At 70.7% G+C, this 22,276-nt stretch carries 17 protein-coding genes and 1 pseudogene; 10 read left to right on the forward strand and 8 right to left on the reverse strand.

Features of this window, described 5'->3' with window-relative positions; all coding sequences use genetic code 11:
* Positions 1-57: 57 nt before the first annotated feature.
* Positions 58-555, reverse strand: coding sequence for a transcription elongation factor GreA (gene greA, locus ACIQ7Q_RS02230; protein WP_403855349.1), 498 nt, complete (start codon positions 553-555; stop codon positions 58-60).
* A 165-nt stretch (positions 556-720) separates the two neighbouring features.
* The gene (locus ACIQ7Q_RS02235) at positions 721-1,128 is read right to left on the reverse strand and encodes a DUF4307 domain-containing protein (RefSeq protein ID WP_403855351.1); all 408 of its coding nucleotides are present in this window, start codon (positions 1,126-1,128) and stop codon (positions 721-723) included.
* Positions 1,129-1,225: 97 nt separating this feature from the next.
* Between ACIQ7Q_RS02235 and mca the strand changes: the two genes are divergently transcribed.
* Together mca and ACIQ7Q_RS02245 are read left to right on the forward strand one after the other, a co-directional pair.
* Positions 1,226-2,107, forward strand: coding sequence for a mycothiol conjugate amidase Mca (gene mca / locus ACIQ7Q_RS02240; RefSeq protein WP_403855353.1), 882 nt, complete (start codon positions 1,226-1,228; stop codon positions 2,105-2,107).
* Positions 2,100-2,348: a hypothetical protein gene (locus ACIQ7Q_RS02245; protein ID WP_403855354.1), complete on the forward strand. Its 249-nt coding sequence runs from the start codon at positions 2,100-2,102 to the stop codon at positions 2,346-2,348. Before mca ends, ACIQ7Q_RS02245 begins: the two co-directional genes overlap by 8 nt.
* A 59-nt stretch (positions 2,349-2,407) precedes the next feature.
* Here ACIQ7Q_RS02245 and ACIQ7Q_RS02250 read toward each other — a convergent pair whose 3' ends face one another.
* From ACIQ7Q_RS02250 to ACIQ7Q_RS02265, 4 genes are all read right to left on the reverse strand, one after another.
* Complete coding sequence (locus ACIQ7Q_RS02250) at positions 2,408-5,644, reverse strand: tetratricopeptide repeat protein (protein WP_403855356.1); 3,237 nt, start codon at positions 5,642-5,644, stop codon at positions 2,408-2,410.
* 130 nt (positions 5,645-5,774) lie between these two features.
* Complete coding sequence (locus ACIQ7Q_RS02255; RefSeq protein WP_403855358.1) at positions 5,775-6,341, reverse strand: Uma2 family endonuclease; 567 nt, start codon at positions 6,339-6,341, stop codon at positions 5,775-5,777.
* Positions 6,342-6,459: 118 nt separating this feature from the next.
* Complete coding sequence (locus ACIQ7Q_RS02260) at positions 6,460-7,368, reverse strand: helix-turn-helix domain-containing protein (protein WP_403855360.1); 909 nt, start codon at positions 7,366-7,368, stop codon at positions 6,460-6,462.
* A gap of 196 nt (positions 7,369-7,564) precedes the next feature.
* Entirely contained in the window at positions 7,565-8,095 is a 531-nt protein-coding gene (locus ACIQ7Q_RS02265) for an ATP-binding protein (protein WP_403855362.1), read from the reverse strand.
* 133 nt (positions 8,096-8,228) lie between these two features.
* Between ACIQ7Q_RS02265 and ACIQ7Q_RS02270 the strand changes: the two are divergent.
* The 7 genes and pseudogenes from ACIQ7Q_RS02270 to ACIQ7Q_RS02300 all read left to right on the forward strand — a co-directional run bounded on the left by ACIQ7Q_RS02270 (position 8,229) and on the right by ACIQ7Q_RS02300 (position 18,603).
* Positions 8,229-9,061, forward strand: a pseudogene (locus ACIQ7Q_RS02270) (helix-turn-helix domain-containing protein).
* Positions 9,062-9,066: 5 nt separating this feature from the next.
* Positions 9,067-9,252 (forward strand): DUF397 domain-containing protein, encoded by a 186-nt coding sequence (locus ACIQ7Q_RS02275; RefSeq protein ID WP_403855364.1) that lies wholly within the window; start codon positions 9,067-9,069, stop codon positions 9,250-9,252.
* 401 nt (positions 9,253-9,653) lie between these two features.
* Positions 9,654-11,672, forward strand: a complete 2,019-nt coding sequence (locus tag ACIQ7Q_RS02280; protein WP_403855368.1) for a thioredoxin domain-containing protein — start codon at positions 9,654-9,656, stop codon at positions 11,670-11,672.
* A gap of 213 nt (positions 11,673-11,885) precedes the next feature.
* A complete protein-coding gene (locus ACIQ7Q_RS02285) occupies positions 11,886-13,109 on the forward strand; it encodes a glycosyltransferase (RefSeq protein WP_403855370.1) in 1,224 nt (407 codons plus the stop codon).
* The gene (locus ACIQ7Q_RS02290; RefSeq protein WP_403855373.1) at positions 13,106-14,887 is read left to right on the forward strand and encodes an ArnT family glycosyltransferase; all 1,782 of its coding nucleotides are present in this window, start codon (positions 13,106-13,108) and stop codon (positions 14,885-14,887) included. Before ACIQ7Q_RS02285 ends, ACIQ7Q_RS02290 begins: the two co-directional genes overlap by 4 nt.
* Positions 14,884-16,092 (forward strand): glycosyltransferase, encoded by a 1,209-nt coding sequence (locus tag ACIQ7Q_RS02295; protein ID WP_403855375.1) that lies wholly within the window; start codon positions 14,884-14,886, stop codon positions 16,090-16,092. Before ACIQ7Q_RS02290 ends, ACIQ7Q_RS02295 begins: the two co-directional genes overlap by 4 nt.
* 141 nt (positions 16,093-16,233) lie before the next feature.
* A complete protein-coding gene (locus tag ACIQ7Q_RS02300) occupies positions 16,234-18,603 on the forward strand; it encodes a galactose oxidase-like domain-containing protein (protein ID WP_403856393.1) in 2,370 nt (789 codons plus the stop codon).
* Positions 18,604-18,749: 146 nt separating this feature from the next.
* Here the strand turns inward: ACIQ7Q_RS02300 and ACIQ7Q_RS02305 are convergent, their stop codons facing one another.
* Positions 18,750-19,373 carry a TetR/AcrR family transcriptional regulator gene (locus ACIQ7Q_RS02305; protein ID WP_403855377.1) on the reverse strand — a complete coding sequence of 208 codons (624 nt, stop codon included), beginning with the start codon at positions 19,371-19,373 and terminating at the stop codon, positions 18,750-18,752.
* Positions 19,374-19,459: 86 nt separating this feature from the next.
* Complete coding sequence (locus ACIQ7Q_RS02310; RefSeq protein WP_403855379.1) at positions 19,460-20,137, reverse strand: hemolysin III family protein; 678 nt, start codon at positions 20,135-20,137, stop codon at positions 19,460-19,462.
* A 206-nt stretch (positions 20,138-20,343) separates the two neighbouring features.
* Here ACIQ7Q_RS02310 and ACIQ7Q_RS02315 point away from each other — a divergent pair, with 206 nt between their 5' ends.
* The gene (locus tag ACIQ7Q_RS02315) at positions 20,344-22,164 is read left to right on the forward strand and encodes a phosphoenolpyruvate carboxykinase (GTP) (RefSeq protein ID WP_403855381.1); all 1,821 of its coding nucleotides are present in this window, start codon (positions 20,344-20,346) and stop codon (positions 22,162-22,164) included.
* Positions 22,165-22,276: the final 112 nt, after the last annotated feature.

Genomic DNA, 22,276 nt, shown 5'->3' on the forward strand with positions numbered 1-22,276 from the left:
ACGAAGGGGCCGGACCGCGTCACGCGGTCCGGCCCCTTCGTCGTGTCTGCGTCTCGCTCAGGCCGAGTAGGGCTTGGCCGCGAGGATCTTCACCGAGGCCTTCCTGCCGTTCGGCAGCTCGTACTCCGCGTCGTCGCCGACCTTCCTGCCGTTCACGCCGACGCCCAGCGGCGACTGCGGCGAGTACGTCTCGATGTCGGAGCTTGCGTACTCGCGCGACGCCATCAGGAACGTCAGGGTGTCGTTCTCGTCGCCGTCGAAGGCGATTGTGACGACCATGCCGGGCTCGACGATGCCGTCGTCCGCCGGCGCTTCGCCGACCTTGGCGTTGTCCAGGAGCTGGGTCAGCTGGCGCACACGGAGCTCCTGCTTGCCCTGCTCCTCCTTGGCCGCGTGGTACCCGCCGTTCTCCCGCAGGTCCCCCTCCTCACGCGCTGCCTCGATCTTCTTGGCGATCTCGGTGCGCGCGGGACCAGACAGGTACTCCAGCTCGGCCTTGAGCTGGTTGTACGCCTCCTGGGTCAGCCAGGTGACGTTGTCGCTGGTCTGGGTCACAGGTGCTCCTCGTAGGTACTGGGAATACAAAGCATCGCCCTACCCAGAAGAATGTTCCTCCACGGGTGGGCGAAACCACGAGCCTAACAATTCCGGCGGGAAAGGGGGAGGACGAAAGCCACAGGAGATGGAGAACCCCTGCTCAGCGGGGTGTCATGGGTGACATCACCCGGCGTGGCAGCCCATCAGCTCCGCGCTCGTGGCCTGCCGGGTCGTACGGATCTTCACGACCTGGTCGACGCGGGTCTCACCCTCCTGGCCGATGCGCATGTCGAGCCGGCCGACCTCGCCGCCATCCTCCGCCAGAGCCCGCAGCGTGCAGCTGCCCGTGGCGGCCTCGTCCTTGCGCACCTCGAGGTGGACCTGCACCTCGTCGGCGCCCTCGGTCACATCGAACTTGATCACTTCGGCGCTGATCTTCGTGCCCGCGACGTAGTCGTAGCCGAACCAGCCGACGAGGCCGAGCATGCCCACCCCGAGCACGGCGCCCACGATCCGCAGCTTGCGGTCCGCGCGCTCGTCCGCGGAGCGTCCGTAGCGCCCCTGCGGAAGCTTCTCGCCGACAGCCGCCATGATCGTTCCTTTCACGAGCCGGAGGCAGGAATTTTCCGTCCGCCGATTCGGTCACTATAGGAGTTGCACGACGCGACTATTCATTGAGGATCGAGTCTTGACTGAGCAGCTGCGACTGATGGCCGTGCACGCCCACCCCGACGACGAGTCGAGCAAGGGCGCGGCGACGATGGCCAAGTATGTGTCCGAGGGGGTGGACGTGCTGGTCGTGACCTGCACGGGGGGCGAGCGCGGTTCCATCCTCAATCCGAAGCTCCAGGGCAACGCCTACATCGAGGAGAACATCCACGAGGTCCGCAGGAAGGAGATGGACGAGGCGCGCGAGATTCTCGGCGTCAAGCAGGAGTGGCTCGGCTTCGTCGACTCCGGCCTGCCGGAGGGCGACCCGCTCCCGCCGCTGCCGGAGGGCTGTTTCGCCCTCGAGGACGTCGACAAGGCGGCCGGCGAGCTGGTGCGCAAGATCCGCGCCTTCCGTCCGCAGGTCATCACGACCTACGACGAGAACGGCGGCTATCCGCACCCCGACCACATCATGACCCACAAGATCACGATGGTGGCGTTCGAGGGGGCGGCCGACCGGGAGAAGTTCCCGGAGAGCGAGTACGGCGAGGCCTACCAGCCGCAGAAGCTCTACTACAACCAGGGCTTCAACCGCCCGCGCACGGTCGCCCTCCACGAGGCGCTGCTCGCACGCGGCCTCGAGTCCCCCTACGGGGAGTGGCTGGAGCGCTGGAAGGAGTTCCAGCGCGCGGAGCGGACGCTGACCACGTACGTGCCCTGCGCCGACTTCTTCGAGACCCGCGACCGGGCGCTGATCGCGCACGCCACGCAGATCGACCCGGAGGGCGGCTGGTTCCGCGTCCCCATGGAGATCCAGCAGGAGGTCTGGCCGACGGAGGAGTACGAGCTGGCGAAGTCGCTCGTCGATACCTCCCTCCCCGAGGACGACCTCTTCGCGGGCATCCGCGACAATGCCTGACATGAGCGCAAGCGCAAACCTCGCAATGACGCACATGGCCACCCTCGCCAAGGAGCTCGACGAGAACAAGGTCACCCCCGGTGTCCTGGGCTTTCTCGTCTTCGCGGCGCTGGCGGTCGGTGTGTGGGCCCTGATGAAGTCCATGAACCGCCACATGGGCCGGGTGAACTTCGAGGAGGCCCCGGACCCGCAGGCCGCGCGGTCGGCGCCCGAGAGCCGTACCACGGGCTCCTCGGCCTGACGCCGTCACGCATGGGCCCGGACCGCCACAGCGGTCCGGGCCCATGGGCTGCCCGGCCGCTACCGTGACGCCTCCACCGGTACGCCCATGACCTCCCGCGCGTGCCGGTTCGGGACCATGCCGAGGTGCCAGGCCTGCCAGCCGTCCTCGAGGCGCACACCGCGCTCCAGCATCACCGCCAGGGCCTCGGCGCAGTCCTCCAGCTTGGCGTCGCGCGACGGGTGCGTGGCGGCCATCAGCCGGGTCAGCTCCTCCTGGGCTACCACCGTGCCGACCTCGATGCCGCCCGGCGACGCGTACGGCAGGAGCGTGCAGCGCAGGAAGCGGGCCCAGTCGGCGCCGCGCTCGTCGCCGTACGAGGCGAACAGGGCCGCCGCCTCGCCGCACAGTTCCAGAGCCTGCGGCGCACGGTTGTTGCCCGCGTCGATCATCGCCAGCTCCAGACAGGTCCACGCCTCGCCGTGCGCGAGGCCGATACGGGAGAAGTCGGCACGGGCGTCGACGAGGAGCTGGCGGGCGAAGCCGGAGTTGCGCAGGTTGCCCGTGCGGGCCGCCAGCTGGTCGCGAGTGACCCGGCCCGAGTGGTGGCGGGCGCAGGCCAGCCCGTACACGTCCCGCATCCGCGAGAACATCGTCCGCGCCCTCTCCAGCTCCCGTACGGCCTGGTCGCGGTCGCCGGCCTCCTCCAGGGCCTGGCCCAGGTAGTACAGCGTCCACGCCTCGCCGCGGGCGTCCTCGCTCTCCCGGTGGCGCGCCAGCGCCCGGCGGAGCTCCTCCACGGCGGGTGCCGGGTCGCCGTCGACGAGGCGGGCGCGCGCCAGCTGGGTCAGCGCCCATGCCTCGCCGCGGTCGTCGTGGGTACGGCCGTACAGCTCGAGGGCCTCCCGCAGTGCGGACTCGGCGGCCGGTACGTCGCCCGTCCGCAGGAACACCTGGCCCAGATGGAACCGGGTCCACGCCTCGCCGTGCAGCGACTCGCCCTCGCGGTGCAGCGCCAGCGCGGCCTCCAGCAGCCGCACCGCCTCGGCGAGGTTCGCCCGGTCGCGCTCCACGGCCGCGAGGGCGTGCAGCGACCAGGCGCGGTCCTCCACCTGCTCGTCGGAGGCCTGCAGCTCGATCGCCTCGTGCAGCTTGGCCGCGGCCTCCGTGAGGTTTCCCTGGTGGTGCAGCGTGATTCCGAGCGAACACAGCGCGAGGGCCGCCCCCGCGTCCTGGTGCGCGTCCCGGTACAGACCCACCACCGACGAGAGCGTCGTACGCGCCTTGTCCAGTTCGCCGAGCTGCCGGGCCGCGATACCGGTGCGCCAGCGCACCGAACGCTCCAGCAGGCCCTGGTCCACGGCCTGCGTGAGCTCGCTGATCTCACCGAGGCGGTAGAGGTCGCCGCGCAGCAGGCAGTAGTCGCACAGTGCGCCCAGCAGCCCGAGCACGGCCTGCTGGTCGACGCCCTCCGCGTGCCGCAGAGCGGACGTGATGAAGCTGGACTCCTCGTCCAGCCAGCGCAGCGCCGCGTCGAGCGAGGGGAAGCCGTACGCCCCGAACTGGCCCGCCCGCGTGGACATCTTGCCGTCGACCATGCGGATCACCGCGCCGGCCAGCTCGGCGTAGTTGTGGATCAGCCGCTCCTGCGCGGCGGCGCGGTCCGGGGCCGCCTCCTCGTCCAGCAGCCGGGCCCGGGCGAAGGCGCGCACCGCGTCGTGCAGCCGGTAGCGCTCGGAGCGGACATGGTCGATCAGACCCGCCTGTGCGAGGGCCCCCAGCAGCCGCTTCGCCTCCTGGTCGTCGGTGGCCAGCAGCGCCGCCGCGGCGGCCGGGCCGAGCGACGCCCGTCCCGCCAGCGCGAGCCGCCGCAGCAGCCGCTGGGCCTGCTCGGACTGGTCGGTGTAGCGCAGCCACAGCGCCCGCTCGACCGGATCGACCGGCCCGTCGACGGAGTGATGCCGCACGGCATATGTCGCGAGATCCGCCGCCAGCTTGTCGGCGGAGCGCTCGGTGAGCGAGGAGCCCGCCAGCCGCAGCGCCAGCGGCAGCCCGCCGCACAACTCCCGTACCTCGTCGGCCGACTGCGCGTCGTACGGCCCCGGCGAGGGCTCCCCGGCCGCGGCCCGCAGGAGCTCCTCCGCGCCCGCCGCGTCCAGAGCGTCGACCGGCAGCTGGTGCACCCGGGCCGGGACGTCGTCGGGCAGGTCGAGCGGCGCGCGGGACGTCACCAGCACCAGGCTGTCCGACCGCTCCGGTATCAGCGTGCGCACCTGGGCCGGGTCGCTCGCGTCGTCCAGCACGACGGTCACCGGCAGCCCGGTCAGATACTGGTGGTACAGCTCGCCCAGCCGCCGGACCTGCTGCTCGGCGGACGACCTCTCGCGGAACAGCAGCTGCTCACGCGGGGCGCCGAGCCGGTTCAGCAGGTGCAGCAGCGCGTCACGGGTGGACAGCGGCCGCTCGCTCTCGCCCCGCAGATCGACCACGCAGGCGCCGCGGAACAGGTCCTTGAGGTGCTGTGCCGCCCGCACGGCGAGCGTGGTGCGCCCGGAACCGGGCGCCCCATGGAGCACCACCACCACCGGACGCGTCCGCGTCGACGCGCGTGCGGCGTGCACCCACTGCGTGATCTGCGCCATCTGCTCCCGCCGGCCCGCGAACGGGCCCCCCGGCTGCGGCAGATGCCCGAACGACTGCTCCAGCACGGACCTGCGGCGCGCGGCCGCCGACCGGTCCGCCCCACGGAGCTGCGGCACCGCAGCGGTCTTCTTCGCGGTCGTGGTCCGCGTGGACGAGGCCAGCATCCGCTGCTGGTCCAGGAACGGGCGGATGCCCCGCACCTCCAGGGCGGTCAGCCACTGCAGCCGCAGCTGCTCCGCACCGCCCGGCTGTCCCAGGGCTCCGGCCCTGCGGTGCGCGGCCGGCCAGTGCGAGGCGGTCACCTTGGCGACGGTGGTCGCGGCCCCGGCCACGGCGACGACGGCACCGGCGCCGAACGCCGTGCCCGCGGCCGTCCCGAGTGCGACGTCCGCGCCGACGGCGGCGGCTGCGGCGACGGCGGTGACCAGCACCGGGGTTGAGAGGTTCTTCCGGCTGAACCGTTCGGACAGCGCCAGCCGCCCCGCCTCCGCCTCCGCGAGCGCCTGCTCGTACGCGGCGTACTCCTCGCTCGCGCTCGCCGCCATGGAGTCGAGCTCCGCGCGGGCCCGGGACAGCAGCAATTGGCCGTCGGTCCGTCCGCCGCTGCGCCGTGCCTCTTCCTCCACGGCCCGTCCCAACAGCCGTTCCGCTTCAGCCCGGTGGCTGTCCCGCATGTATGTCCCCCGTCCCCCGGGAAGACCCGGTTTCCGTGTGGCTACCCATCTGTCCCGCCGTCAAGTGTCGTCGCCCCGGGGAGGAAGTGCGAGGGGTTCCGGTGGGGACGGAGATGGAGCGGCCGTCGGCTCAGAGCGCGCCGAGGTCGATCTCGACGGTGAACGGCGCCACGGCCTTCACCACGCCGGTGAACACGTCTCCGTCCCGGTAAACGCGGGTCGCCGGGTCCAGGACGTAGGTGTAGACGAGCGGGATGCCCGTCGCCGCCTGTTCGACGCGCCAGTAGAACGGGATCCCGGCTCGTGCGTACTGGTCGACCTTGACGACACGGTCCGTGGTCTCCGAACCGGGCGACACGACTTCGACGACCAGCAGTACGTGTTCGGGCCTGGTGGGCGTGATGTCGAGTGCGTCGGCCCGGTAGACGGTCACGTCGGGCCTGCGGTTCGACAGAGGCACGTCCCGGAGGCGGACGTCGAAGTCGGTGTCGGCGTTCCATTCCGGGCCGGCCGCCGCGTCGAGTGCGTTCGCGAGGATGCGCGCCAGCCGGTTGCGTCGCTTCGACGCGCTGGGGCTCACGACGACCATCCCGTCCACGATCTCGATGCCCGAGCACTGCTCGTCGCCCCAGGAGTCGTACTGCTCGGCGGTCACCTGCTCATGCATCCACTCGGGAGGGGCCATCTCCGCGCCCATGGAAGGACCTCCCTGTACCAGCTCGACGGGATGAGGCCGTACCACGCTCAGGGTAGTCCCGTGATCCCGGTACGCAGGTGGCGCACGCGGGCAGACCGGTGCGGGGCGGGCGGCGGTCTCATGCTGCCGCGCCGGTCGTCCGGGAGGTGGCCTCGCAGGCGGGGCAGCGCCCCGGCACCGGGGCGCGGAAGGCGCGGTCGCAGTCGTCGCAGTTCTGGAGCGGATCGGGGCGGGGCGGCTGCGGGGCAGGAGGGAGCGGCGGGGGCAGGAGGGCCGTGAGGCGGTGGGCGAGCAGGCCGGCGGGGCGGACGATCGGGCCGCCCGGCAGGGCTGCGGTGAGGGTGCGGTGGACCGCCTGCGGGTCGACGCCGCGCTCCAGCCAGCGGTCCACGCCGGGCGCGAGTCGCCGGATGTCCGGGCCGGAGAGCAACAGCCTGGGGTCGGTGGCGCGCAACCCCGCGAGCAGGCGGTGAGCCGCCGGGCTCACCGGCTGCTCGCCGTTCGGCGATGCGGGCGCAGGCTGCGGTGCGCGCGGGGCGGCGGGCTGCGGGGCCGGCGCGACGGGGGCCGGGATGCTCGCGGCTACCGGCTGCGGCGCCGCCGCCGGGGGCGGTGGTTCCGGGGCCTGCTCCGGGCGGGCGGGCGCGGTGGCGCCGGGGTCGCGGTCCCGCATCGCGGGCGGGTTGTTGTACGAGACGGTGACGGTCACCAGCTCGCCGGAGGGCAGCCGTACGCGGATGCGGGCGATGTACCCGGCCGCCTCCAGCTCGTTGAAGGCGTCGGCGACGCGCTTCTCGCTCTCCGGGAAGCGCTGGGCGATGGCCCGGATCGAGATGACCGTCCCGGCCTTGAGGGACTGGACGTGCGTGGACAGCCCGATGGCCGTGAGGGAGAGGTTCTCGTGCTGGGCGAGGTGGTTCCCGATCACGGTGAAGCGCTCCGGGTGGCGGATGTTGATGTGCTGCACACCGGAGGTGGGAACGAGGGACAGGGCGCGCGGCAGCGCGTTAAGCTGCGGATCAGCCATAGGGAAGGTGTCGACTTCCTGGGTGGTGAGGCCCTCGATCGGGATTGCGAGTCCCGATTGGGGGCCGTTGCGTTTGTGAGGTTGTGTGCTGAGCGTGCACCGCGAACCGGCATATGCGCCAGCCTCGTTGGCCCACATCACCCGCGCGGGTGACGCAGGGGGCAGGGGGTGGGTGGGGAGGGTTCTCTCCCGGTTCTTACTCCTTTACCTCGCAGGCCACCGCGACGCGCTCCACCGCGTCGCGGCACCCCTGTTCCGGTTCAACCGGGGCGAGTCGGGCCATCTCCGCCCATACCGTCTTGCACGGGGCGGGCCCCTGGACGACACCCCATCGGTCCGCGAGCGCCGACACGAGCAGCAGCCCGCGCCCCGACACCGCGTCCCCGCCCGGCGAGGCGGGCTCGGGCAGCCGCTCGCCGCACGCGTCGGTCACCTCGATCCGCAGGGCGCCGTTCGGCCCCAGCGACAGTCCCAGCCGGAAATCCCGCCCCGGTACGAGTCCGTGGGTGACGGCGTTGGCGGCGAGCTCGCCGACGATCTGAGCGGCTTCCCCGTACGGCAGCCCCCAGTCCGCGAGATGAGCGACCGTCAGCCGCCGGGCGAGCCGGGCGCCCCGGCGCGTCGCGGAGAGCAGCACGGTGAACTGCCGGACGGGTGCGGGTACGAGTGCGGGTGCGGCGGCAAGGGCTTGCGCGGAGGCGCCGGTTCGGGTGATTTCCTGATTCACGTCACTCAGCGTGGCCGCCCGTGCAGAGGCTGAACAGGGCCGCCGCCGGTACGGCCCGCTTCTGTCCGGGGGCGGGACGGCCGTTGTCCGGGCCGTCCGACAGCCGACTGCCGAGCTGCGAAAGGCCGTGCCCATGGAGGACATGACCACTGATGGCGCCGACGACGAGTCCGCCGCCGTCCTGAAGGCCGTCGGCCGCCAGATCAAGGCATGGCGGGAGCGGGCCGGGCTGCGGCAGGGCGAGTTGGGCGCGGCCATCGGGTACGGCGAGGAGCAGGTCTCGTCCGTGGAACGAGGCCGTCGCGTCCCGAAACCGGAGTTCCTCGACAAGGCCGACGAGGCGCTGGACGCGGCGGCATCCTCTCGGCGATGAAACAGGACGTGGCGGAGGCCCGCTACCCGAAGAAGGTGCGGGATCTGGCCAAGCTGGAGGCGCAGGCCGTGGAGCTGGGCGCCTACACCGATTCCGTGGTGCACGGGCTGATCCAGATCGAGGCCTACACACGTGCTCTGTTCAGGGCGCGACGGCCGCTGCTGTCGGAGGAGGTGATCGAACGCGAAGTGGCCGCGCGCATGGCCCGACAGGAGATCGTGGACCCGACGCAGACGTTGCCGGTTTTCAGCTTCGTGATGGACGAGGTCGCACTCCGGCGCCCGCTCGGCGGCCGAGATGTGCAACGGGCGCAGCTCACACGGCTGCTGGAGGTGGGTCAGTACCGGAATGTCGAGATTCAGGTCATGCCTACCGACCGCGAGGACCATGCCGGTCTCACCGGCGGATTCCGCATCTTCAAGCTGCGCGACGGCGCTGCGCTCGGGTACACCGAAGTGCTGCACGTGACCCGTCTCTTCTCTCAGGCCAGGGAGGTGCAGTTCCTGGAGATGCAGTATGGAAGCATCCGAGCTCAGGCGCTCACCCCGCATGAGTCGCTGGCTTTCATCGAGAAGGTTCTGAGGGAGACGTGACCGTCATGACGACAGGCCTGGTCTGGTTCAAGAGCAGCTACAGCAGCGGTGAACCCGGTTCCGACTGCGTCGAGGTCGCCACCACCCCTCTCACCGTCCACGTCCGTGACTCCAAGGACACCGCTCTGCCCGCGCTGACCCTCGGGCGGGACGCCTGGGCGGCGTTCGTCGGGCGTACCGGCAAGCGCTGACCGGCCGGCATGAAGGGCGTGGACGCCATAGACGACACCGGTACGCCGTTGCCGTCGCCGCGTGCGGGGACCACGCGGATGGGCATCTCGTCGCGGACATCCGGCCCCGGCTGGCCGTGCTCACCCCCTCCAGTCCGCCGCCGCGGCGGCCGTGACCGGCCAGGACAGCGCACTGGCACGTCGGATCTCCGCGGCCCTGCACGGGCTCGGACCGCGCACGGAGCCCGGCGGCGGGCGGCCGGCTCGTGTCCGCGGTGCGCGCCCCGGCGCTCCGCGTGCTCGCCGATCCGGAGGGCAACGGAGCTGCGTGACCACCTGGCAGGGCCGCGACGACTGACGCGGCTCGGCCGCGCCGGACCTGCCCCCGGGCCTCGGCGCGGGCGGTGCGCGAGGATGGGGGTATGGCGAACCGACTTGCGCAGGCCACGTCCCCGTACCTCCTCCAGCACGCCGAGAACCCCGTCGACTGGTGGCAGTGGGAGCCTGCCGCCTTCGAGGAGGCGAGGCGGCGCAATGTGCCGGTGTTCCTGAGCGTGGGGTACAGCAGCTGCCACTGGTGTCATGTGCTCGCGCACGAGAGCTTCGAGGACGCGGACACCGCCGCGTACATGAACGAGCACTTCGTCAACATCAAGGTCGACCGCGAGGAGCGGCCCGACGTGGACGCCGTGTACATGGAGGCCGTGCAGGCGGCGACCGGGCAGGGCGGCTGGCCGATGTCCGTGTGGATGACCGCCGAGGGGGAGCCGTTCTACTTCGGTACGTATTTCCCGCCCGCGCCCCGGCACGGGATGCCGTCCTTCCGGCAGGTGCTGGAGGGTGTCGGCGAGGCATGGACCGGGCGGCCGGAGGAGGTGGCCGAGGTCGCGCAGAAGATCACCCGTGATCTGGCGTCGCGCTCCCTCGCGCACGGCGGGCAGGGCGTGCCGGGTGAGGAGGAGCTCGCGGGCGCGCTGCTCGGGCTGACCCGGGACTACGACGAGCGGCACGGTGGGTTCGGCGGTGCGCCGAAGTTCCCGCCGTCGATGGTCCTCGAGTTCCTGCTGCGGCACCATGCCCGCACGGGAGCGGAGGGTGCGCTGCAGATGGCGGCGGAGACCTGCGAGGCGATGGCGCGCGGCGGGATCTACGACCAGCTCGGCGGCGGGTTCGCCCGCTATTCGGTGGACCGCGAGTGGGTCGTGCCGCACTTCGAGAAAATGCTCTATGACAACGCCCTGCTGTGCCGCGTCTACGCCCACCTGTGGCGGGCCACCGGCAGCGATCTGGCGCGGCGGGTCGCGCTGGAGACCGCGGACTTCCTGGTGCGTGAAATGCGCACCGCCGAGGGCGGATTCGCTTCCGCGCTGGACGCGGACAGCGACACGGCGGACGGCGGTCACGCCGAGGGCGCGTTCTACGTGTGGACGCCGGCGCAGCTGCGCGAGGTGCTCGGCGACGAGGACGGGGCGCGGGCGGCCGAGCTGTACGGGGTGACGGAGGAGGGCACCTTCGAGGAGGGCGCGTCGGTGCTGCGGCTCCCGGCGGGCGAGCCGGACGAGGGGCTGCGGGCGCGGCTGCTCGCGGCCCGGGAGGAGCGGCCGCGTCCGGGCCGGGACGACAAGGTGGTGGCGGCCTGGAACGGGCTCGCCATCGCCGCGCTCGCCGAGACCGGCGCGTACTTCGACCGCCCGGACCTGGTCGAGCGGGCCACCGAGGCCGCGGATCTGCTGGTGCGGGTGCACATGGACTTCTCCGCGGGCGGGGTCCGTCTGGCGCGTACGTCCAAGGACGGCAGGGTCGGCGCCAACGCGGGTGTGCTCGAGGACTACGCCGATGTGGCGGAGGGTTTCCTCGCCCTCGCGGCGGTCGTCGGGGAGGGCGCCTGGCTGGAGTTCGCCGGCTTCCTGCTGGACATCGTCATCGACCAGTTCACCGCCGAGGGCGGGGCGCTGTACGACACGGCGCACGACGCGGAGCAGCTGATCCGGCGCCCCCAGGACCCCACGGACAACGCCGCGCCCTCGGGCTGGTCGGCGGCTGCCGCAGCGCTTCTTCTGTACGCGGCGCACACCGGGTCGGAGGCCCACCGTGCCGCTGCGGAAGGCGCGTTGGGTGTGGTGAAGGCTCTGGGGCCGCGTGCCCCCCGGTTCATCGGCTGGGGGCTCGCGGCGGCGGAGGCGCTGCTGGACGGTCCGCGCGAGGTGGCGGTCGTCGGCCCTCAGGGCGACCCGTCGGTACGGGAGTTGCACCGTACGGCGCTGCTGGCCACGGCGCCGGGGCTCGCCGTCGCCGTGGGCGAACCGGGCAGTGACGAGTTTCCGTTGCTGCGGGACCGTCCCTTGGTGAACGGCAGTTCGGCGGCCTATGTCTGCCGCGGATTCGTGTGCGATTCACCGACCACAAGCGCATCAGAACTTGTCCGAAAACTCACCAACTGAGAGAGAACGACAGAATTTAACGGACGAGCACCGGAACGCAACCCTCCGCCTCTATTGTCCTGAACGGACGAAAGTCGACGCGCGTACTGGGGAGTGCGCGCGTGGGGGAAGCGTGTCGGCGGCCAGGGGGGTCCTTGCCGCGGCACGAGGGGCCTAGGGGGGCTTGTGCTCATATCGGTGTTCGTTGCTGCCATTTCGGTGGCGCTTTTCTGGATGGCGGCTTTCACGCTGTGGTGGCAGATGCATGCCTGGCGTACGCCGGAAACTCTCGCGGCGACACGATTCGACCGCCCGCACGGCGGCGTAGGACTGTCGTTCTCACTGCTGCTGCCGGCCCGCCACGAGCAGGCTGTGCTGGAACACACCATCGAGCGGCTGCTGGAATCCAGCCACTCCAACTTCGAGATCATCGTGATCGTCGGACACGACGATCCCGAGACGGCCGCGGTCGCCGAACGGGCCGCCCGGCAGGACCCGGTCCGGGTGCGGGTCATCACCGACACCCATGAGGTCAAGAACAAACCCAAGGCGCTCAACACCGCGCTCCCGCACTGCCGCGGCGACATCGTCGGCGTCTTCGACGCGGAGGACCAGGTCCACCCCGAGCTCCTGGCCCACGTCGACCACGCCTTCACCTCCACCGGCGCCGACGTGGTCCAGGGCGGGGTGCAGCTGATCAACTTCCACTCCAGCTGGTACAGCCTGCGGAACTGCCTCGAGTACTTCTTCTGGTTCCGCAGCAGGCTCCACCTGCACGCGCAGAAGGGCTTCATCCCGCTCGGCGGCAACACCGTCTTCGTACGGACCACGGTGCTGCGCGAGGCCGACGGCTGGGACCCGAACTGCCTCGCCGAGGACTGCGACCTCGGCGTGCGGCTGTCGTCCGCGGGCAAGAAGGTCGTCGTCGCGTACGACAGCGACATGGTCACCCGGGAGGAGACCCCCGGCACCCTGATGAGCCTGCTCAAACAGCGCACCCGCTGGAACCAGGGCTTCCTCCAGGTCTACCGCAAGAAGGACTGGAAGCAGCTGCCGGGACGGGGGCAGCGGATGCTGGCCCGCTACACCCTGATGACGCCTTTCCTGCAGGCCTACTCCGGCGTGATCATCCCACTGAACGTCGCGATCGCGCTCTTCCTCGACGTACCCGTCGGAATCGCCATCGTGACCTTCCTGCCGCTGATCACGGCCATGGTCACCTTCGTCTTCGAGATCGTCGGATTGCACGACTTCGGCAAGCAGTACGGCATGCGGGTCCGGGCCGTCCACTACCTCAAGCTCATCCTCGGCGGGCCCTTCTACCAGGTACTGCTGGCCGGCGCCGCCGTGCGCGCGGTCTGGCGGGAGCAGCGCGGCCGTAACGAGTGGGAGCTGACGAGCCATGTCGGCGCGCACCTCACCAATGCGAGCGAGACGAGAGAGGACGCCCGACGGTGACGACGACCCTGCCTCCGGCCCCCGAAGCCACCGAGCCGGCCCCGGCCGCCCGGACGTCGGCGACTGCCGCCGACATCACGCCCGTATACATACGCAGGGTCGTACGGTTCCGCGGCTCGCGGCCCGACCTGCTGCTGTGCGGCGTACTGCTCTGCGTGATCCTGCTCGTCCAGGGCTGGAACATCACCCACTTCCCGACGCTCAGCGACGACGAGGGCACGTATCTCGCCCAGGCGTGGGCAGTGCAGCAGGGCGAGGGCCTCGCCCACTACACGTACTGGTACGACCATCCGCCCCTCGGCTGGATCCAGATCGCGTTCCTGACCTGGATACCGTCGCTGATCGCGCCCGAGACGATGAGCGTCGCCTCGATGCGCTTCGCCATGCTCGCCGTCAGCGCGGCGTGCGCGGTGCTGCTGTACGTCCTGGCGCGCCGGCTGTTCCTGCCGCGGTGGGCGGCAGGGCTGGCGATGGCCCTGTTCGGCCTCTCGCCGCTCTCCGTGGTCCTGCAGCGCGAGATCTTCCTCGACAACATCGCCGTGATGTGGATGCTGCTGGCCTTCTGCCTGGCGGCGTCGCCCAAACGGCATCTGTGGCACCACTTCGCCGCCGGGCTCACCGCCGCCGTCTCCGTGCTCACCAAGGAGACGATGCTGGTGGTGCTGCCGGCGCTGCTGGTGACCATGTGGCGGCACAGTCACCGGGACACCCGCAAGTTCGCGGTGACGGGCGCGATCACGGCCTGCGCGCTGATCGGTCTGTCGTACCCGCTCTTCGCCCTGCTGAACAACGAGCTGTTCCCGGGCGAGGGCCATGTGTCGCTGATCGACGGCATCACCTACCAGATGAGCCGCGTGGGATCCGGCTCCATCTTCGACACCGGCTCCGGCTCGCACGGAGTGTTCCGGTCGTGGCTCTACTACGACCATGTCCTGCCGCTCGGCGGCCTCGCGGGGGCGGCCCTGCTGCTGCTCACCCTGCGCTGGTCGGTCACGGCACGGGCGCTCGCGGGCCCCGCGCTCGTCGTGGCGATCCTCGCGGTCGTCGCGATGCGCCCGTCGGGCTACCTGCCCGCGATGTACGTCATCCAGGCCCTGCCCTTCCTGGCGCTGGTCCTGGCGGCGGCCGCGGCGAGCGTGGCCCACGCGGTACTGAGGCGGCTGCCTGGCCGCGCCTTGCCGACCGGGTCACGCAGGCCCGACCGTGCGGACGGGCCACCTCAGCCCCGCCGGCGCTTGAGGCGCGGGAGTTCGGGGGCGGAGCCCCCGACGGGAGACGTTCACGTGCCGGACCCGCCCGCCCGGGGGCGCAACCGCCTGGCGGGCAGGGCCCGCATGGGCCTCGCCGCCCTCCTCGCCCTCGCGGCCACCGCCTACATCGCGCCCCGCTGGTACGACGGCAACCGCGCCGCCCTCACGGTCGACGCCAACGCCCCCTACCGCGCCGCCGCGGCCTGGATGCAGAACGAGGTCGACGACCCCGCCCGCACCCGCGTCCTCGTCGACGACGCCCTCTGGCTGGATCTCGTGCACGACGGTTTCGAACCCGGCACCGGGGCGATCTGGTTCTACAAGGCGGATCTCGACCCCGCAGTGACGAAGACGATGCCCCGCGGCTGGCGCGACATCGACTACGTCGTCTCCTCCCCGACCGTACGGCGCGACGCCGTGGACCTGCCCAACGTCAAGTCCGCTCTGGAGCATTCGACGCCGGTCGCCGTGTTCGGCGAGGGCGAGGACCGCATCGAGATCCGTAGGATCGCTGGAGGCGAGCTGTGACCACCCCCCGTACGGGCGCCGAGGAACTCGGCGATCCGGAGCTGAGTGCTACCCAGGTGCCCGAGCCCGGCGCCGTCACCATCGTCGTCCCGACCTTCAACGAGTCCGGAAACATCCGCGAACTGCTGCGCCGGCTCACCGAGTCCGTGCCGTCCCGGCTGCCCTGCGAGGTCCTGTTCGTCGACGACTCCACCGACGACACGCCGGAGGTGATCCGCAGCGCCGCCCAGGACTGCCCCTTTCCGGTCGACGTGCTGCACCGGGACACCCCGACCGGAGGACTGGGCGGCGCGGTCGTCGAAGGCATGCGGAAGGCGGGCTCCGACTGGATCGTCGTCATGGACGCCGATCTGCAGCACCCCCCTTCTCTCGTACCGGAGTTGGTCGCGGCGGGGGAGCAGGCGGGCGCGGACCTCGTCGTCGCCAGCCGCTACATCCGCGGCGGCAGCCGGGAAGGGCTCGCGGGCGGCTACCGCATTGCCGTGTCGCGCGGCGCGACCTGGCTGACCAAGGGCCTGTTCCCCCGACGGCTGCGGGGGATCAGCGACCCGATGAGCGGCTTCTTCGCGATCCGGCGCAGCGTGGTGACCGCGGACGTGCTCAAGCCCCTCGGCTACAAGATCCTGCTGGAGCTGGCGGTGCGCTGCCGGCCGGAGACCGTCGCGGAGGTGCCGTTCGTCTTCCAGGACCGTTTCGCGGGGGAGTCGAAGTCGACGGCGAAGGAGGGCATGCGCTTCCTCGGGCATCTCACCGGGCTGCGTACCGCGTCGCCGATCGCCCGGATGATCGCCTTCGGGCTGATCGGACTGACGGGCTTCGTACCGAACCTGCTCGGACTGCACCTGCTGACCGGTGCGGGCATGCACTACCTGCCGGCCGAGATCGTGGCCAACCAGTTCGGCGTGGTCTGGAACTTCCTCCTCATCGAGGTGCTGCTGTTCCGCGACCGCCGGCATCACCGGCACTGGGCGGACCGGGTGGGCCGGTTCGCGCTGCTCGCCAACGCCGATCTGCTGCTGCGCATCCCGCTGATCGCACTGTTCGTGTCGTGGCTGGACATGGCGGTGCTGCCGGCGACGGCGCTGGCGCTGCTGACCACGTTCGTCGTGCGGTTCGCCGCCACGGAGGCGCTGGTCTATCTGCCGCGCCGGAAGGAGACCTCCTCCCGGGTGGCGCCGCAGGCCGATGTGCGCGTCAGCCCCTGACCCTCACGACCGCCGGCCCCGCTCGAACGCCACCACCCGCAAGCCCTGGTAGAGAGCCGCACGAAGGGAACCGCCATGTCACCACCGTCCCCGGCCGCCCGCCGCCGCAGACGCAGAACCGCGCTGCTCGCCGTCGGCGCCATGACCACGGCTCTGCTGATGTCCGCGCCCCAGGCGGCCCAGGCGGGGCCGCCGAACCTGATCTCCAACCCCGGCTTCGAGACGGCGGGCAGCGGCGACATGCCGGCCTGCTGGTCGAAGTCCGGCTGGGGCGACAACGACTACACGTTCGAGACCGTCGCCGACGCCCACTCCGGCTCCAAGGCGATGAAGGTCTCGCTGACCCGCCGTGTCGACGGCGACCGCAAGGCACTGATCACCGAAACCATGGCCTGCGCGCCGCAGGTGACGCAGGGCCGGCAGTACGACCTCTCCCTCTGGTACAAGTCCACCACCCCCGACACGTCCGTCACGCTCTTCCGCCACGACAGCACGGCGGGCTGGCAGTACTGGACGGACCTCAAGACCCTCGAGATGAGCGCCGGCTACCAGCGCGCCGAGGTGCGCACCCCCGCGGTGCCGCCCGGCACCGACCGGATCGCGTGGGGCGTGTCCGTGTACGGCACCGGCTCGGTCACCACCGACGACTACGTGATGGAGGAGGTGTCCGTCCCCGCGCCCGAACCGCAGTGCACGGGCACGTCCGAGGAGTGCCTGAAGGGCCGCTGGGACGTCCTGCCGGTGCAGAACCCGGTGCGCTCCATGCACTCGGTCGTGATGCACAACGGCAAGGTGCTGGTCATCGCGGGCTCCGGCAACGACTCGGCGCTGTTCGAGGCGGGCACGTTCACCTCCGCGGTGTACGACCCGGCGAGCGGCACCTTCCGCACGATCCCGACGCCGGTCGACATGTTCTGCGCGGGCCATGTGCAGCTCCAGGACGGCAAGATCCTGATCATGTCCGGCAACAAGGGCTATCCGTCCGCGGACGGCTCGATCGGCTACCAGGGCCTGAAGGACTCGTTCGTCTTCGACCCGGCGACCGAGACCTACACCCGCACGAACGACATGAACGGGGGCCACTGGTACCCGTCGGCGACGATCCTCGGCAACGGTGACGTCATCTCCTTCGGCGGGCTGAAGGAGGACTCGACCGGCAATGTGACCGCCGAGAAGTTCTCCGCCGCGCAGAACAAGTGGCTGCCGATGAACGAGGTCAACCAGACCTGGTCGTACTGGGGCCTGTACCCGTCGATGATCCTGATGCAGGACGGCCGCCTCTTCTACTCCGGCAGCCACACCTTCGGCAACGGCACCCCCGGAACCGGCGCGTCGATCTACGACTACGACGCCAACACCATCACGGACGTCCCCGGCCTCCAGGCCAAGGACGAGCGCGACGAGTCGGCGAGCGTGCTGCTGCCGCCCGCGCAGGACCAGCGGGTGCTGACGATCGGCGGCGGCAACAACGAGACGAATCCCGTCGCCAACCGCTTCACCGACATCATCGACCTCAAGGAGCCCGACCCTGCCTATGTGCACGGCCCGTTGCTCCCCCAGGGCGAGGTCGACCAGGGACAGGGCCGCCGCCCGCAGACGGGCGCGGAGGGCAAGATGTACGTCTCCGCCGTCCTGCTGCCGGACGGCAAGGTCTTCGAGACCGGCGGCGCGCTGCACGACCGTGCCGACCCGGTCTACGAGGCGTCCTTCTTCGACCCGGCGACCGACACCTACGAGCCGGGGCTCGCGACCGACCCGGTCCCGCGCGGCTACCACTCGTCGTCGTTCCTGCTGCCCGACGGCAGGGTGATGTCGGTCGGCGACAACCCGGGCAACGGCACGTACAACCACAACGTGTCGATCTACACGCCGCCTTACCTGCTGAAGGGGGCACGGCCGCAGATCACCTCGGTGATCGACGGCGAGTGGACGTACGGGGACACCCAGCGGATCACGGTCGACCGGCCCGTCGCCAAGGCGGAGCTGATCCGCCCGGCGGCGGTCACGCACTCGTCCGACCCGAACCAGCGCTTCGTGGACCTGCCGATGACGGTCGACGGCAACAACATCGACCTCAACGTCACCAGCAACCCGAACCTGGCGCCGCCCGGCTGGTACATGCTCTTCGCGGTCGACGCGAACGGTGTGCCGTCGGTGGCCGAGTGGGTGCACCTGGGCGGGCCGCAGGCCATGGCCGCCGACGCGCCCTCGGCACATGTCCACGAGTTCGCCGACGCGCCGGCGAAGGCGCCGAAGAACAAGCAGAAGAAGCGGACGTCGGTGCCGGTGGATCCGCAGATCGCGGGCTGTGACCGGCACTACGGCAGTGCGGGTGTGTGCGTGCCCACGGTCTTCCCGAAGAAGGTCAGGCCCACGACGGCGGCCCGCTGCGAATGGCTGGCGTCCCACGACTACGGCCGCCTGAAGGTCAACGGCGGCGACGACCCGCTGCGCCTCGATGCGAACCGCGACGGTGTGGCGTGCGGGAAGGGGGACGTCCGCAGGCGGTGAGCGCCTGACGGGGTCGTGCCGTCGGAGGACACCTCCGGCTGTGCCGCGGCGGGGTCGGGAACGAGGCCGGCCCCACCCCCGAGGGATCGTCGGAGACGATGACACCAGATCACTCACGGCCGAGGCCCTGCGGCGACTCGCTTGCGCTACAGCCGCAGGCCGCCCTTGAGCACGTCCAGCGTGCGGTCCACGAGCGCGACCGGATCGTCCGTCAGGCCGCGCTTCGCCCAGTGGAACAGCGTCTCCCGCAGCGCGCCCATGACCGCGGCGGAGAAGACCCGTACCTCCAGGTCGTCCGGCTCCCGGCCGGCACGGTCGGCGATGGGGCGGGCGAGGAGCTGTGAGGTCTCGGCCATGGTCTCGGTCATGCGGGCGCGCACGGCCGGGACCTCGAGCAGGAGACGGGCCCGCTGCCGCATCTCCTCGGGCTCGTTGTCGAGGGCCGCGGCGACGACGTCGGTCAGGATGAGCCGCAGTGACTCGAGCGGCGGTTCGTCCACGGGCCGCGCCCGCAGCGACGACACCAGGACGGGGCCGTACTCGTCGGTGAGGACGATGTCTTCCTTGGCGGGGAAGTAGCGGAAGACGGTGGAGGGGGAGACCTCGGCCGCCGCCGCGATCTGCTCGACGGTGGTCGCTTCGTACCCCTGCTCGGCGATCAACCGGTACGCGGCCGCGCGGATGGCCATACGGGTCTTGATCTTCTTGCGCTCCCGCAGGCCCGGCGGGGGCTGCTGCTGTTCGAGCGGGAGATGTGCGAAGGCGGCCATGCACGTCATTGTCGGGCATCGGCCGCTGCCCCGATCAGGCCCCGATCAGGCCCGGCCGCCGTCGCCGGGTCGGCGACGGCGGCCGTTCACGCGTGCCGGTACGCCACCAGCGAGATGCCCACGTAGTGGACGATGAACGCCGCCAGCGTCAGCGAGTGGAACACCTCGTGGAAGCCGAACCAGCGCGGTGACGGGTTGGGCCGCTTCAGCCCGTAGATCACCCCGCCCGCGCTGTAGAGCAGGCCGCCGACGATCACCAGGACCAGGACCGCGACGCCGCCCTCGCGCATGAAGTCGGGCAGGAAGAAGACCGCCGCCCAGCCCATCGCTATGTAGCACGGGGTGTACAGCCAGCGCGGCGCGCCGACCCAGAAGACCCGGAACGCGATACCGGCCACCGCGGCCGCCCAGACCGCCCAGAGCAGCACGCGTCCGGTGGAGTCGGGGAGCAGGAGCAGAGTGAGCGGGGTGTAGGTGCCCGCGATGATCAGGAAGATGTTCGCGTGGTCCAGCCGGCGCAGCACGGCCGTGGCCCGCGGCCCCCAGTTGCCACGGTGGTAGAGGGCGCTCACTCCGAAGAGCAGGCATGCGGTCAGTACGTAGATGCCGCAGGCGATCTGGGCGCGTGTCGAGTCCGCCAGGGCCGTGAGGACGATTCCGGCGACCAGGACGGCGGGAAACATGCCTGCGTGCAGCCAGCCGCGCAGCCTCGGCTTCACCGGTGGCGGATCGATCTCGGTCACTTCGGGCACGGCTGAAGTCATGGCCGCATGTTACCTACGCAACCGTAGGTAACAGCCACAGTGGCGATGCTCACGTGAGAGGGCCTCTGGACATATGGGCATTCGGCATCGATGATCAGATGAGTGCGGTCGGCACCGGATGAGCGCCAGCCAAAAGTAGGTACGAAGCATCCGGGTCGCGGCCCCCACGGGGCACAAACCTATAAACCCCTCATTTAGGAGCGATCGTGGCGCGCGACATCGCGGCTCCCAGCGTCCCCACCCATCACCAGGAACTGATCTCCTGGGTCGACGAGATCGCGGCAATCACGCAGCCGGACAGCATCGTCTGGTGCGACGGTTCCGAGGCTGAGTACGAGCGACTGGCTGAGGAACTGGTCGCGAAGGGCACGTTCAAGAAGCTCGACCCGATCAAGCGCCCGAACTCGTACTACGCCGCTTCGGACCCCACCGATGTCGCCCGTGTGGAGGACCGCACCTTCATCTGCTCCGAGAAGGAGGAGGACGCCGGCCCGACGAACCACTGGAAGGCCCCGGCCGAGATGAAGGAGATCTTCGCCGGCGAGAAGGGCATCTTCCGCGGCTCCATGAAGGGCCGGACGATGTACGTCGTCCCGTTCTGCATGGGCCCGCTCGGTTCGGACCTCTCCGCGATCGGCGTCGAGATCACCGACTCCGCCTACGTCGCCGTCTCCATGCGCACCATGACCCGTATGGGGCAGCCCGTCCTCGACGAGCTCGGCACCGACGGCTTCTTCGTCAAGGCCGTCCACACGCTGGGCGCGCCTCTCGCGGAGGGCGAGGCCGACGTCCCGTGGCCGTGCAACTCCACCAAGTACATCTCGCACTTCCCCGAGACCCGTGAGATCTGGTCCTTCGGCTCCGGCTACGGCGGCAACGCCCTGCTCGGCAAGAAGTGCTACGCCCTGCGCATCGCGTCCGTCATGGCCCGCGACGAGGGCTGGCTCGCCGAGCACATGCTGATCCTCAAGCTGACCCCGCCGCAGGGCGAGGCCAAGTACGTCGCCGCCGCCTTCCCGTCCGCCTGCGGCAAGACCAACCTCGCCATGCTGGAGCCCACGATCTCCGGCTGGACAGTCGAGACGATCGGCGACGACATCGCCTGGATGCGCTTCGGTGAGGACGGCCGCCTCTACGCCATCAACCCCGAGGCCGGCTTCTTCGGCGTCGCGCCCGGCACCGGCGAGCACACCAACGCCAACGCCATGAAGACCCTCTGGGGCAACGCGGTCTTCACCAACGTCGCACTCACCGACGACAACGACGTCTGGTGGGAGGGCATGACCGAGGAGGCCCCGGCCCACCTCACGGACTGGAAGGGCAACGACTGGACGCCCGAGTCCGGGACGCCGGCCGCCCACCCCAACGCCCGCTTCACCGTCCCCGCCTCGCAGTGCCCGATCGCGGCCCCCGAGTGGGAGGACCCGAAGGGCGTCCCGATCTCCGCGATCCTCTTCGGCGGCCGCCGTGCTTCCGCGGTCCCGCTCGTGACCGAGTCCTTCGACTGGAACCACGGTGTCTTCCTGGGCGCGAACGTCGCCTCGGAGAAGACCGCCGCCGCCGAGGGCAAGGTCGGCGAGCTGCGCCGCGACCCGTTCGCCATGCTGCCGTTCTGCGGCTACAACATGGGCGACTACATGGCGCACTGGATCAAGGTCGGCGCAGACGCCGACCAGGCCAAGCTGCCGAAGATCTACTACGTGAACTGGTTCCGCAAGAACGGCGCGGGCAAGTTCGTGTGGCCCGGCTTCGGCGAGAACAGCCGAGTCCTGAAGTGGATCGTGGAGCGCCTCGAGGGCAAGGCCGAGGGTGTCGAGACCCCCATCGGCATCCTGCCGACGCGCGACTCGCTCGACACCGAGGGGCTCGACCTGCCGGAGGCGGACCTCGACTTCCTGCTCAAGGTCGACGCCGAGGTCTGGCGCGAGGAGGCCGCCCTGGTCCCCGAGCACCTCAACACCTTCGGCGACCACACGCCCAAGGAGCTGTGGGACGAGTACCGCGCGCTGGTCTCCCGCCTGGGCTGACCTGAGCCCGGCCCCTGAAGCCACGTGGCGGGGCGCCCCGACATCCGCCCTGACCAGTGGGGGTCACGAACGACCCGCCACGTGTGATCGGCCCCCGAAGCCCCCTCAGGCT

This window comes from Streptomyces sp. NPDC096176 (assembly GCF_044763255.1).
GTDB lineage: Bacteria > Actinomycetota > Actinomycetes > Streptomycetales > Streptomycetaceae > Streptomyces.